Consider the following 14301-nt stretch of genomic DNA (forward strand, 5'->3'; position numbering starts at 1 on the left):
TCCAAGATGACGAATCAATCGAACCAGAACCCCGTACGTGAATCGTCGGAATCGCGTCGAAGGTTCATCAAGACAACGTCCGGAATCGTTGCTGCGGGCGCCGTCACATCGCCCAATCTCGGATGGTCCGATGATGTAGCGGACCGTGCCACGCGAGTGTTGATCGTGGTCGGTCCCAGCAGTCACCCACCAGGCACACATGAGGTCGAGGCGGGAGGCAGACTGATGAAGCATGCTCTGGAACACATCGAAAACCTATCGGGAATCCACGCGGATGTGGTGGAGGGTTGGCCCGACAAATCCCTTCGCGACACCGCTTCGACGGTCGTCTTCATCGGTGACTTGTTCCCACCCAACCGCCTTCCCAACGCGCAGCAAAACCTTTCCGAGCTGGACGAAATGATGCGGCGAGGTGTCGGAATCGCTTGCATTCATTACGCGACCGGCTTGCTTGGAGACGATGTCACACCCGAAGGCGACCACCCTCTGTTGCGTTGGATGGGTGGCTACTTTGCCAATCGTTCCTGTCCACATCACGAGTCCTTCGCCCGCGTGTTTCCGAAGGCAACCATCACTCCCGAACCGACGGACCATCCCATCACGCAAGGCTGGAACGAATTCACGCTTCGCGACGAACCGTATTTCAACAACTACTTCGGCACCGATGAAAACCAACTCGCATCCAATGTGACCGTCCTGGCGACCTCAATGTTGCCACCGGAAGCCCCCAAACAAGAGACGGTCGCCTGGTGTGTCGAACGACAGGACAGCGGTCGCGGATTTGGCGTCGTGATGCCGCACTACTACAAGAACTGGCGGGACGAAGACCTGCGACGACTGATTCTGAACGGAATCGTCTGGAGTGCGAAAATCGAGGTTCCGGCGGAAGGAGTAAAAACCAAGTTGCCAGACCTGGCTGACTTCAACCCCAAGGCGATTTAGCCTAACGGCTCCGAAGGCTCATGGGACAGACGTCCTGAAATTGACAGACATCGGATCAACAGACATGTCCCGAGGCTCGGTTAAATCCCGTCGAAGTCCAAATCGGCCTCGCGGTCCCATTCCTGTTGAACATACTCACCAGCTTCTTCGGGAACCATCAAATCGAAATTCGGATCTCGGGCATCGTTGACCGTTTCATACTCGCTTCTCAGCACGTTGGGACGAAACAACAGGTCCTCGTTGGCAACGATCCGAAACCCAAGGCTTGCGAGTTCCCGATCTGTCATGTCGGTCCCTCGCCTCCACATCACCGTTGCCGTTTCTCCCGAGAACAGCTTCGATACGGAGTCGATGATCATTCGTTGCCAATCACGCATCGAAGAGTGGAAGACAGCCCTATGAATGAAGGCCAGACCAAGCACCGGATGATCGATTCCTAGTTCTTTCCGATACTCGGCGCATGCTTCGGTTGGCTCTAACATCGCCGAGCAGACATGGTGCCATCCCTGCGAATCAGCATCGCAAACCTCCATTACGTTCATCCCCTCTTCCTCGATCCGTGCGATGTCGAGGTAGTCGACCGCCAGCCTCGCGGCGACCACTTCGCGATCTTCATTTTCGCTTGACGCACAAATCACGGAGAGCTCATGCGGACGAATGTATCCGTCCGGATCGACGGGCTTCGGGTAGAAGATTGAACGCGACTCGATTCGCATGAACTGCCTTTCCTGCGAGGTGTAAACTGACAAACCATCATCCACAATCACCCCACTCTTTACCACGCGAGATCGCCGCACTCGCTGGCTCAACACGGATTCGATCAACCCGCTCTCACGGAAAATCTCCCCCGACATCCGTTCCAGCTGGATGAGTCATCGCAAGGCCAACTGTCATGCACTGGGGCTCTTTGCATCTTTCAAAGGCTCGGTTTCTGAACCTTCATACGACTCACTGTGAACTTGAGTGAAGCCGCCACTTATCGATCTCCGCAAGTGTGTACAAGAGCATCCCGGCGCCGACAGCCAGTGCCCACGGTCGCCAAGTGGTCGGCGCGGTTCCGAAAAGATGATGCATCACCGGCAGGTAGGTGAAGACCAGTTGTAACCCGACCATCATGGCGATCCCGCACCACAACCAGAGATTGCTGAATAGACCGACGCCAAACATCGAATGCCGAAGCGACCGGCAATTGAGCAAGTAGAAGGCTTGGCCAATGACGATGACATTCACGGCGGCCGTTCGTGCGGAACTCAGATCGACACCAAGTGACTTCTTGAAAGCAAACACAAAATACGTTGCCATGACCAATAATCCGCCCACCCACAACGTCCGCCACATCAGCGACTTTGTCAAAATCGCTTCGTTCTGGTCACGTGGTGGACGGTTCATGATGTCTCGCTCCTTGGGCTCAAACGCAAGCGTCGCGCCGAGCAGAACAGCAGTCGACATGTTGATCCACAAGATCTGCAGCGGCGTGATTGGCAACTGGAATCCCAAGAACGCCGACACCAAAATGATGCCTGCTTCTCCAAGATTCGTCGGCAACGTCCAGGCGATGAACTTGATCAAGTTGTCATAGATTCCTCGACCTTCTTCCACCGCCGCTTCAATGGAGGCGAAATTGTCGTCGGTCAAAATCATGTCCGCGGCTTCCTTGGTCACTTCGGTGCCCGTGATTCCCATCGCGACACCAATGTTGGCTTGCCGCAGCGCCGGTGCATCATTGACTCCGTCGCCCGTCATCGCGACGACGTGACCACACGACTGCAGGGCCTCGACCAACCTCAGTTTCTGAGCCGGTGACACGCGGGCAAACACGGCAGTGTCTTCGACCGATTCGATCAAATCACGATCGGTCATCTCCTCCAACTGAGCTCCCGTCATTCCAATCAGCGTTTCGGACGACTCGTCGCGGGCGCCTTGCAATCCGAGCTGTTTGGCAATCGCCGTCGCGGTCACGACATGATCGCCGGTGATCATCTTGACCTTAATCCCCGCTTGCTGACACGCCGCAACCGCGGTGACCGCCTCGGGACGTGGCGGGTCGATCATGCCCTGCAATCCGAGAAATTCGAGCTTTTCCTCCAGGTCCTTGTGTTGAAGCGTCACTTGGTCCCGTGGCACAGTCTTGGTGGCCAGCGCCAAGACTCGTTGACCTTGTCCAGCCATGGTCTCAACCTGGCGCTCGATGGCGTTCGCATCCAATGGTTTTCCACCGACTGCTGAAACGCAACGCGGCAACAATCGCTCCACCGAGCCTTTAATGTAGACTCGCGATTCAGTGTCACAGCGATGAAGTGTCGCCATATATTGATGTTGAGATTCGAACGGCACCGCGTCCAAGCGAGGAGAAGAGAGAGTTTCACCTTTTCGACTGAATCCCGCCTTGGCCGAAGAAACCAATAAAGCCGCCTCCGTCGGATCACCTTCGACAATCCAGTGACCCTCGTCGTTTTTGACTAGCCTCGCATCGTTGCACAACAATCCGGCTCGCAGGATACCCTGCAGTGTCTCATCTTCCGCCGGCTCGACGGGACGCTCACCAGAATCGGTCACCACTCGAAATCCACCCTCGGGTTCGTAGCCACTGCCCGAAACAACGTAGCAATTGCCCCCCGCGAAGATCGAACGAACGGTCATTTGGTTCTGGGTCAAGGTTCCCGTCTTGTCCGAGCAAACAACCGTGGTGCTGCCGAGCGTTTCCACGGCAGGCAATTTGCGAACGATGGCGCGGCGTTGAGCCAGTCGTGACACGCCAAGAGCGAGTGTCGCGGTGACGACGGCGGGCAGACCTTCGGGAATGGCACCAACAGCCAACGCGACAGCGGCCAACAACACTTCGACCGGAGGTGCCCCTCGTAATAAGATTGCGAGAGCCACCATTGCGGCCAGCACGAGGATGACCTTCAACAACATGTGACTCAACTCATTGATTCGCCGAACCAACGGAGTTTCCAAGACATCAGCGGACGCGATCAGGTCATTGATCTGCCCAATCTCGGTTCGATCGCCAGTCGCAACAACGATCCCCACTCCCGTCCCATAAGTGACCAGCGTGGTCGAGAAAGCCATGTTCTTTCGCTCGGCCAATACCGTGTCCGCCGGAAACACGCTGGTCTCCTTCTCAACCGGAATCGACTCACCTGTCAAAGCGGACTCGTCGATCTGCAAATCTTTCTCCTTGATCACGCGCAGATCCGCGGGAACTCGATCGCCGGATTGCAACAACACGAGATCGCCCGGAACCAACTCGGAGGCATCAACTTGAGACTTCTCTCCTCCGCGAATCACAGTAGCTTCGTTGTTCATGATTCGACTGAGTGCGTCGATGGCCTTGAGAGCTTTCGCCTCCTGCATGAACCCAATGACGGCATTGACAATCACGACAGCAAAGATCACCGCCGCATCTGCCCACTCGCGCAAAATCAATGTCAACGCAACCGCAGCCAACAAGATGTAAACCAACGGCTGCTGAAACTGACGCACCATGATTTGCAGTTTCGTGTCGCCGGCTCGCTGCGTCAGTTCGTTTGAACCGTGCTTGTTGAGTCGCCGACGCACCTCAAGCAAAGCCAGACCATATTCCGTATCCGTTTCAAGACGTCTGGCAACATCGTTCAACTCGTGGTCATGCCATATCTCGGTTTGTGGCTTGGGCATCTGATTGTTCGCTCGTGAGTCGAGCGTCCTTCATGAGAAAGTAACATCTCAAACGAAATTCGCAGTCGTCTTGCCGCGACTATTTTGCGTGTCAAAAGTCTCCGCACCAAGGCCGCTCATCTCGCATAGCGTGATCGGCAACAGCCGATTGATTCACGCCGTGAGCATAAAGTGCGTCGACAGACCGAAAGTTTAATCGGCATAAAGCTGCGTGTTGAATTGTTCGGCCATCTTCGTCGATCAATGGTGCAATGACGCTGCCAGCGACCCAGAAATCAATCTCCATGCTCCCATGCCTGCTGTGCGTTTCGACCGCTGGCAGCAACAAAACAACCTGCGAGTCTCAAAGTGAGCATGGAACATGCATTTCGGACGCAAAGACTCCTGTAGATTTGCTTCATGAACGAATGCGATATGGCGGTAAGCCAGTAACTCTCGTCATATCGCTTGCCCGACCGATGGGTTACAAATCAGGCTCCGCTACTTCCCTCGACACGAGTTTGGCGAGTGTTCATGCCCGAATCTCAAGTCTTCACAATTGACGCGACATGGACGGCCATTGTTGCAATCATGGTTCTTTACCTCGGGCGAACACTCACGTCACGCATCCGCGTTCTGCGAGACTTCAATATCCCCGATGCCGTTTGCGGTGGTTTGGTGTGCAGCCTGGTTGTCGCGATCTTAGTTTGGACTCGAGGCATCGAGTTCTCGTTTGACCTGAGCCTTCGCGACCTGCTGTTGCTTCTATTCTTTAGCACCGTGGGATTGTCGGCCAAACTCCGAACGCTGATCAATGGTGGCAAGTCGCTCGCCATTTTGGTCGTGTGCGCGGTCGGCTTTCTCATCCTGCAAGACTTGGCCGGAATCGGCGTCGCGATGTTGCTGGGTGCTGATCCTGCCTACGGACTACTCGCGGGCAGCATCGCGTTTGCTGGTGGCCATGGTTCGGCCATCTCCTACGGTCAACTTGCCGTTGACCAGGGTTTGCCAGGGGCGTTGGAACTGGGACTGGCCTGCGCAACATTTGGCCTGATTGCCGGTGGACTGATCGGCGGCCCAATCGCCAAATTTTTGATCTCACGAAACCAACTTTCGGGCGACCGGACTGCGCAGGAATGCGTTCCCGGTCCCGAGGAAACCGAGGCCGCCGGCCATGTCACGCTGGCGGGCATGCTCGACTCAATTCTGGCATTGGCAATTTGTCTGGCCGCCGGTTCATTGGTAAACGATTGGCTGGCAAATCATTCGTCGCTGCCATTGCCCGGATTTCTGACGGCGATGTTTGTGGGGATCCTCATCGCCAATGGATTGGACGTGCTTGGCAAGAGCGTCGACAAACCTGCGATCAGTTTGTGCAGCGATGTTAGCTTGCAACTCTTCCTGGCGATGAGCCTGATGAGCTTGCAGTTGTGGACGTTGTCGGGTGCCCTGGGGCCGCTTCTGCTGGTGCTACTGGTGCAGATCACAGTGATGGTTGCCGTCTCACTGTTGGTTGTCTTCCCAGCGATGGGGCGAGACTACGACGCCGCCGTGATCGCCGCGGGTTTTTCAGGTTTGGGCTTGGGTGCGACTCCCGTTGGTATCGCGAACATGCACGCGGTAACGGCGAAGTTCGGTGCTTCACCAAAAGCGTTCTTGGTGGTGCCGTTGGTCGGTGCGTTTTTCTTGGACATCGCCAACGCAGCCATCATCCAAGCATTCCTGGCCAGCCCACTCTTCACTGCAACCAGTTAAGCCAAACGTTCAAGGCGAAACATGGATCCGTTTCGCGTTGCACCCCGGTTCGAAGCGGGAGCAACAACACTGGTCCGAACCATTCCAAGGCCGAAGCACAACTGCTAAACCACGCAACGCAGCGACTTGGACATTGCAGGTGCAGCCCGCGAGGGACCTTGGTGATGTAGGGACAGTCAAGCTTGACTCGCGTGTCGGTGGCCCGATGCAGTCAAGCTTTCAGCTCAACCGACTGGACCGACTGACGTGGCGTCGACACGTACACGATGGCTTCCTGCCCTGCCAAACCAGATTGCTGCAGCAATTGAAAGTGATCATACCGTTCGATTTGGAACCGATGACCGTCAATACCAACATATCGATGCAGTAACTTTTCGTGCCGCAGCGAGAACAACTGGATCTTGCCTTTGACCGGGAAAACTTTCCCCTCCCGAAGAGTTCGCTTCATCCGATACCGGTGAGACAGAACGAAGCCCCACAGAACCAGACCGAAGAACGCCGTCGCCCCAACGTACGCCGACAAAGACCGAATCCCCAAAGCACCGGTGCGAAGCATCTCTGCACAGAAGCCCAAGAATGCTAAGCCAAACACAACCGAGAAGGCTACCCAGGCGAAACGGCAATTTTCAAAGTGGGAATCGGCGACCCGTTCCTTCTGAGCTGCCGACAACTCGCCGGACTGATTGGCTGCTAAATCCGATTGAGAAAATTCGAAGACCGTTTCCAGTACCGCTTGTCGTTTGAGCAGATCGTCATCCACCATGAGTCCCCTTTCGTTTCGACTGATTCGCAACCTCGACTGATCGAGCGTTCTCTCATCCCGATGGAACACCCTCTTTGACAAGCGTCTGATTGATCATCGTCGTGGGCACCGACGTCGCACCAAACGCGTCCGTCTTGGCGGTTTCATCTTACCTCTCGTTTTGTCATGCATAGGAAACCCAACCTCGAAAAGCGAACCCGGCGTAGAACAAACTGACGTCAGAAAAGCCTGCTTCTCGCAAGAGCGACTCATCTTGTTCGGGATCAAGAATGGTTAGATGTGAATCGATTGCTTCACGAGCCCCCGCGGCTTTCGCGGGATCCACGCCGGAACTGGTCACGTAGGCGGCGTATCGCGATAACCACACGGATCGGGCGCCACCCGATTGTGCGAAACTCAAATGAACCACGACGAAGGGAGCATTTGGTTTCAGACGTTCGCGAATGGAGGACAACATGCGCCTTCGTTCCTCGAGGTCCGCGAAATGCATGGTCAAGATGCAAGTCGCTGCATCAAATGGTCCGTCTGGCGCGACGTCGACTTTGCCTTCATGAAGTGAGACTCGCGACACGAGTGGACCCAGCGTCTGCTTGGCAAGTTGCAACATCGCGGGAGACGGATCGACGCCGTCAAACGTCCAACTCGGTTGTGCGTCGGCAAAGACCTTCAGTTCCAAACCGCCGCCCGCTCCGATAACCAATACTTGTCCGTCGTGCGCGACACGTTCGGCCAATAACAGCGTCGTCATACGCTGCATGTCAACAAAACCAGGGAAGGCCAAACGAGGCAATTCGGCATAATTCGCGACCGCTTGAGAATCGCCAAAAGCCGCATCTAAGAAATCTTGCTTAGACACCATGTGAATTCCGTTTTGCTTTGAGTGAAATACCACGGGCTTGCAATCTCTCATGGCAATCGGCACTGAGCGAAGCAAGCGTGACTTCACCGAGCCGTTGCAGGAGCAATTGCTCGGCTTCGTCAAATGTCTCGCCAAGCACAGCATTCACGGATTGCTCCACCAAGCAACCAGGGGCTTCCGTTCGATGACCGATTGCCAGCAACGATGGACTGCCGACCGCTTCGTAAATGCCGAGCAACGTGACTACGTGCAGGTCACACGCCAACGTCCAACCGCCACCGTAGCCCTTTTCCGATTCCACGTAGCCCTGTTTGTGCAGCCCAGCCATCAGACGACGCGAAGGCTTCACCGCGAATTCAGTTTGGCAGGTGAAGATACTGGCTAATCTCCGTCCGATTTCCATCGGGAGGTGTGATGAACAGCAGTAGCACCGGACGTGGCATTCCCGTGGCATGATCGATACGAATTCGATAGCGAGCGCCTTTTCTGAGCAACACTTCCGCAAACTGCCCTGATTCGTCGTTCGGACTGTTTCGTACGAGCACTTCTTCCGTTTCGAACGTTCCGTTCTGATTCGCATCCACGAACAGTGTGGCGTGACCGCTTTGCGTTCGCATTTCCAACACATGCTTTCCGTCGGCGGGTGCAATCAGATCGGATTCCGTCATCTGACCTCGGACAGCGACGTTCTGCATCAAGCCACGGACGTAGGGCATTTGATAGCGACGAAGAATCTTTGATTCAGGCAGTGACGCCAGGTCTGGCACCGTCTTCGGCGTCCGTCGTCCAATGTCAAATTCAGTCACCTCCACCCGATTCGGCCAGTTGTGAAAGAACTGCCAACTGTGCCCATCCACAGTCGTCCCATCATTACGAACCAACTCCGCTCTTACGCTGAACGGCCCCCGAGCCATCAAGGGCTGGTCGAAATCACGGTCGGGCTTTGGCACGGGATGAAAATTTGGTGAGTTCAAGCGACCGGACCAGCCACCAGTGCTGTAACGAATTTGCCCCTCGATCTTGGTGCGATTGTGAAGGGTCACCTCCAGCTCATCTCCTGAATAGGGCTGATACATCGCAAGCACCGGGTGCGTGGGATCATCCGCAACCGGGGAAATTCCAACCGGCTGCAGCAATGGCATCACGCGTTGCTCAACGACTTTCGCTCGCCGTTGAAATTCCGTGAATGTGTGGCCGGCGGCGGTGTTCCACAAACGTTCGGACAGAATGGGAATCCTTGGTGCGAGAAAGTGAACCACACTGCATTCGTACTGTTCCCAGTACAGCATCTGCCCACCGAGAACCTGATTCTGCTTTCCGATCCATCTCGCGTTCCACTCGCCGTCGTCCTTGTTCGAATCGTTGGGACCGCGGTCTTCAAAAACAGGGCGTCCGGGTTCCCAGTGCATGAACGTGCTCTTGTCCCATCGATACAGATCTTCCAGGCGGAAGCGTTTGCCGCCGGTCGAGCCTGGATGGATCAGACCTCCGTATCCACCGGTCAGATAGGTCGGCTTCCACGAAGCATTGATGATCTGGTAACCATTGTTCAGCAGATCCCAGGGCGCGTTGTACGAACTCTCCCACGCCATCACGATGATGCGGTCGTCACCCGTCGCAGGCAATTGATCGGTTGGTGCTCCGTGAAATCCTTCCCAAACGAGCAACCGCTTTCCTCTCGCGCGAACTCGACGATTGATCTCGGAAAGAAACGGAATCAATCTCTTTCCAGCACCTGATTCGTCGCCTCCTATATGGAAATAGGGCGAACTGGCAAAAACATCGATCATTGCATCAACAATTCGACCGACCTTTTCATAGTTTTCTGGTGCCGCGACGTCTGCGTCGTTTCGAGCGTCGGGCAGATACCCGGACTGCAGCAGTCGGCCGGAGTGGCCCGGCAAGTCCAGTTCGGGGATGATCGTCACACCACGATCATCCGCGTAGGCGACCAATTCTTTGAGCTCATCCAGCGAGTAGTGAGGGTTCTTTTCGAGATGGTCCGTGACTTCCGAAAACGGGAACGTGAACAACTGGTGATCGGTCAGATGCAATTGCAGATAGCGAACCTTGTAGAGTCGGCACAACCGGACGGAGTCTCGGATCACCCCGATTGAATGGGGTGTACGAGCCACATCCACCATCAACGCGCGATACGGGGCCGACGGTTTGTCTTCGATCTCAACGGCAGGAATCTCCATCGAGTCACCGTCCAACAACTGCAACAGTGAAGACGTTCCGTGGGCGATCCCCTGAAATGAATTGGCGGAGATACGAACACCGGACTCGCCCGCAACCAAAACATAGCTCTCGTCATGGATGCCGTCGTTCTTCGCGAGCGATAGAACAATGTCCGATCTCATCGGCGACTCCACGTCCGCGATCGTTGGGAGCTTCCATCCTGTCAGCAATTCCAATTCGCCAGCCAACACAGTCGCGTGCGAATACATTCGAGCATCGCTGTGCTTCGCATTGACTATGATTCGCGAATCTTTGGTGTAGGAGAAAGGCTTCGCGTCGGGCTTGTGCACCATGGACACGGGCGTTGGCACAACAACCACCGCCGAAGACAACCCTTCTGCGTCGGTTTCGCTCGAAGCGAGCGGCGTATCGGCAACCAACGTGGCAACCACCTCACGAACCGGGGCGCCCGTGGACCAATCCATTTGTTTCATGATCCGACGTTGGTTGTCCGTCATTGGCATTCGCCAACGGTCTGCAAAAACCGGAGTGAGATCCTCTTCGGCCGCGAAGGACGCGCTGACCAACCAATTGAACGCTTGCGTTTTCGCTGATTCGATGTTGGTCGCTTTGGCGGGCTTGCACTGGCGAAGAGTGTGATAAAACCGTTTCACAAATTCGTCTCCACCGTGATCCCGACGCAGCTTCAACATCGCGGTTGCGTACATCACCGGTTGGTCACTCGGATGAATCGTTCGCCCCTCGGCGTCCTTCAATCGGTTTGCTTTCTCGCCATCACCAAGATTCGTGAACGCCTCGTAGAACCCGATGTCTGACTTTGCGTAGATCTCCTCGCAACGTTCAATTGTTTTGCGAGTTCGTGCATCCAGGTCTTTGCACTTGAGTCGATCCATACAGACGTATCGCATGAACACGGCGTAACCCGTCGTGAATAACGAATGACGATCACCAAACACGAAGAAGTTGCGTCCCATCTCGTAGAAGTAGTAGTGCTGAAAGCTACTGGGATTCTTCTGAAAATTGGGCAGATCGGTCGAGTAAAAAGCGGAAGCTTCGATCCCCGTGGCACCGACATAGCCGCATCCGTGACCGCACGACAAATCTGCCTGTGGCAACGCACAAATCACAGGCTTATTGTGAATGGCCTTGAACTGCCGAGGTTGCTGACCAACCAATTCGGAATAGGTGCTCCAACCATCATCCAGCCGTTTCACAAACGCGGTCAGCTCTTCGCGGCTGTAGTTGCCTTTCTTGGTCAAGAACACAACGTTTTCGCCTTCCCAGGCAAGCATCTCAAAGTCCGCTTCCGCCTTCTTCCAGCGATCTGGATAAAACGCAAGCTTTGCATAGTCGGCGAGCACGGGCGTCAGTGCTTGGGAATCGCTTCCTTCCTCAGCCAGCAGCGGTCCTGCCAGCAAGGAAAGCAACAGCGTGAGGAAAGTCGTTTCAATTCTCATTAGGATCACTTGGTGAAGACTCGGTGGTGATAGCGTTCTGCGTTGGCTTGATCGATGAATCAATGCGTACCGTCCAACAGCCAGTCCAAAGCTTGCGACCAAAGTTTCTGGTAACCATCCCAGTACACAAAGTTGCAACCCCAGTGCGGTGCCGGGTCGGACATGTATGAGAGCACCCGCCCCTTACCGAATTGCCCGACACTCAACAGCGGATCGCCGGTTTCTTTCCAACTCGCAATCACATCGCATCCTTTTCGCGGTTTGACGATGTTGTATCCCAGAATCGGAGGCATTGATTCCAAGTCCACCCCGGCAATGACAGGGTGATCAACGGCCACACCTTGGCCAGTGAAACCTTCCGTGCTCTCACGAAGGTCTTCAATCTCAAGACACGTCACCGGCAGGACGTTCTTCAAACCGGTGCGACCCCAACCGCCTTTACCCATTTCGCCATTGAAGCTCAACCAACCGCCAAGGAACATTGCGTGCGTCCCGCCTTCGATCGCCTCCACCGTCAAACGCACACGATCGGGAAAGGTAAGTGGTTGGTTGCCGAACTTGCTGCGGTCGAAGAACTGCGGCGCCAGCTGAAAGTTCTTCGCTTCCACATCGGAAAAAACCAGCACGTCGTACTCGGCCAAAACATCCTCAAACTCGCCGGGGCCCAAGCGATAAAAGTCCCAAGTCGGAACGGAGGTCACCTCGTGTCTCCCAGTCGACTCAAATGCTTCTTTCAACCAAGTTCCATAGTTAAAAATCTCCGTGCCTTTATGCGTGTAGTTGAACGGAGTTTCCGCGAAGACGGGGCCGAGCATCACAGCCCAATCACCCACATAATAAACCTTTGCCATCGTTGTTCCTAAGTCAGTGTCCGAAGCGTTTGATCACGAGTGAGAGATTTTCAAAGATGGCCACCAACGGACCAAAGTAATGCCGGCGGCAACCGCCACAAGAAAGCTGACTCCAAAAGAAATCCATTGGCCGTACAGCAGATAACCGGTTCCGAACAACAACGCGTAGGTCATGAACGTGGCCGCCACCATGGCTCGAATGCCTGCCGTGATTGATTCCCCCGATTCCAGCTCCACCCCGTCACGTGCCAATGCATCCCGAACCGGCCCCCATCCCGATCCACCCGGACGGATCCTCCGATAGAAATCTTTGAGCACGGCGAGGTCAGTCACGGGTGAAAGAAACGTCACCAACAACCAAGCGATCGTTGTCACGAACACGCCAATCAGCAGCTGTTGCCAGTCCTCAGGCCTTTCCCAACCGAGCATCGGATAGCCAAAGCGAAAGAACATCGCGACGACGAACGACACCACCATGCCCGCGATCTCGGTGAACGCGTTGATCCGCCACCAGAACCATCGCAGGATGTAGATCAATCCCGTGCCGGCTCCGATCTGTAGCAGAATGCTGAACCCGTCCATCGCACTTTCCAGTGTCAACGCCACCAAACCCGCAATCACCATCAGTCCCACCGTGGACACCCGTCCGACGGTCACCAACGTTTTCTCGGAAGCATCCGGTGCCACAAATCGTCGATAAAAGTCGTGAGCAATGTAGGACGACCCCCAATTCAGTTGCGTCGAGATGGTGGACATGAATGCGGCCATCAAACTCGCGATGACAATGCCGAGCAGTCCCGACGGCAGAAAAGTCAGCATGGCAGGATAGGCCAAGTCGTCCTTCACAATCTTGGGATCGATGTTCGGAAACGCGTCGCTGATCGATTGCAAATCGGGAAAGACGACGAGCGAGGCAAACGCCACGATGATCCATGGCCACGGACGAATCGCGTAGTGAGCCACTTGAAATAGCAGCGTGGCCGTCGTTGCATCCAGCTCCGATCGCGCACCCAACATGCGTTGCGCAACGTAGCCACCACCACCGGGCTCGGATCCTGGATACCAACTGCTCCACCACTGCACCGCGAGCGGGATGACCAACAACGGAATCAATGCATTGGTGTCAGAGAAGTCCGGCAACAAACTCAACTTGCCAGCGACGTTTTCATGAACGAGTAGATTCGCAAACCCACCAACTTCAGGAAGATCACAAACGACAACCGCCGCCGCGATCGCGCCCACCATCGCGAGCACGAACTGAAAACAGTCCGTCAAGATCACACCCCGCAAGCCGCCCATCAACGTGTAGGCAACGGTCACAGTTCCTGCCAACAACACGGTTTGTAGGGGCGACCAACCAAGCAGGATTCCACCGAGCTTGATACCGGCGAGCGTCACGTTGGCCATCACCAAACAATTGAACACAACCCCCAGATAGATCGCACGAAACCCACGAAGAAATCCCGCCGGCCGACCGCTGTATCGGATCTCATAAAACTCAAGATCCGTCAGCACCCCGCTGCGTTTCCATAGCCGAGCGTAAACAAAGACGGTTAGCAGCCCAGTCAACAAGAACGACCACCACATCCAATTCCCACTGACGCCTTGCGTGCGCACGACATTCGCGACGAAGTTGGGTGTGTCCGCGGCAAACGTCGTTGCCACCATCGAAAGCCCCAGCATCCACCAAGGCATTTTTCCGCCGGCCAGGAAGTACTCCGAAAAGCTCTTCCCAGCACGCCGGGATGCAATCAGCCCAATCGAGATCGAGACAACAAAGAACGCGGCGATGATGATGTAGTCGAGAGTGGTGAGCTTCATCTGATCACTTTC

10 protein-coding genes are annotated in these 14301 nt (G+C 55.3%); 2 read left to right on the plus strand and 8 right to left on the minus strand.

Annotation, left to right across the window (positions count from 1 at the left end):
- Nucleotides 1–6: 6 nt before the first annotated feature.
- A complete protein-coding gene (locus LOC70_RS01780; protein WP_230251540.1) occupies nt 7–942 on the plus strand; it encodes a ThuA domain-containing protein in 936 nt (311 codons plus the stop codon).
- 80 nt (nt 943–1022) lie between these two features.
- On the opposite strand, the gene LOC70_RS01785 is transcribed toward LOC70_RS01780, so the two are convergent.
- Together LOC70_RS01785 and LOC70_RS01790 are read right to left on the minus strand one after the other, a co-directional pair.
- Nucleotides 1023–1658: a hypothetical protein gene (locus tag LOC70_RS01785; protein WP_230251541.1), complete on the minus strand. Its 636-nt coding sequence runs from the start codon at nt 1656–1658 to the stop codon at nt 1023–1025.
- Between the two features lie 232 nt (nt 1659–1890).
- Nucleotides 1891–4602: a cation-transporting P-type ATPase gene (locus tag LOC70_RS01790; protein ID WP_230251542.1), complete on the minus strand. Its 2712-nt coding sequence runs from the start codon at nt 4600–4602 to the stop codon at nt 1891–1893.
- A 513-nt stretch (nt 4603–5115) separates the two neighbouring features.
- Between LOC70_RS01790 and gltS the strand changes: the two genes are divergently transcribed.
- The gene (gene gltS / locus LOC70_RS01795; RefSeq protein WP_230251543.1) at nt 5116–6336 is read left to right on the plus strand and encodes a sodium/glutamate symporter; all 1221 of its coding nucleotides are present in this window, start codon (nt 5116–5118) and stop codon (nt 6334–6336) included.
- 211 nt (nt 6337–6547) lie between these two features.
- Here the strand turns inward: gltS and LOC70_RS01800 are convergent, their stop codons facing one another.
- The 6 genes from LOC70_RS01800 to LOC70_RS01825 all read right to left on the minus strand — a co-directional run bounded on the left by LOC70_RS01800 (nt 6548) and on the right by LOC70_RS01825 (nt 14289).
- Nucleotides 6548–7099, minus strand: a complete 552-nt coding sequence (locus tag LOC70_RS01800) for a hypothetical protein (protein WP_230251544.1) — start codon at nt 7097–7099, stop codon at nt 6548–6550.
- 163 nt (nt 7100–7262) lie between these two features.
- Complete coding sequence (locus LOC70_RS01805) at nt 7263–7958, minus strand: class I SAM-dependent methyltransferase (RefSeq protein WP_230251545.1); 696 nt, start codon at nt 7956–7958, stop codon at nt 7263–7265.
- Nucleotides 7948–8307 carry an Rrf2 family transcriptional regulator gene (locus LOC70_RS01810; protein WP_230251546.1) on the minus strand — a complete coding sequence of 120 codons (360 nt, stop codon included), beginning with the start codon at nt 8305–8307 and terminating at the stop codon, nt 7948–7950. Before LOC70_RS01810 ends, LOC70_RS01805 begins: the two co-directional genes overlap by 11 nt.
- Before the next feature lie 7 nt (nt 8308–8314).
- Entirely contained in the window at nt 8315–11617 is a 3303-nt protein-coding gene (locus tag LOC70_RS01815) for a family 20 glycosylhydrolase (protein WP_230251547.1), read from the minus strand.
- Nucleotides 11618–11676: 59 nt separating this feature from the next.
- Nucleotides 11677–12468 (minus strand): glutamine amidotransferase, encoded by a 792-nt coding sequence (locus LOC70_RS01820; protein WP_230251548.1) that lies wholly within the window; start codon nt 12466–12468, stop codon nt 11677–11679.
- 33 nt (nt 12469–12501) lie between these two features.
- Nucleotides 12502–14289 (minus strand): sodium:solute symporter family protein, encoded by a 1788-nt coding sequence (locus LOC70_RS01825; protein WP_230251549.1) that lies wholly within the window; start codon nt 14287–14289, stop codon nt 12502–12504.
- Between the last annotated feature and the right edge of the window lie 12 nt (nt 14290–14301).

Origin of the sequence: Rhodopirellula halodulae (genome assembly GCF_020966775.1) — a bacterium.
GTDB classification, from domain to species: domain Bacteria; phylum Planctomycetota; class Planctomycetia; order Pirellulales; family Pirellulaceae; genus Rhodopirellula; species Rhodopirellula halodulae.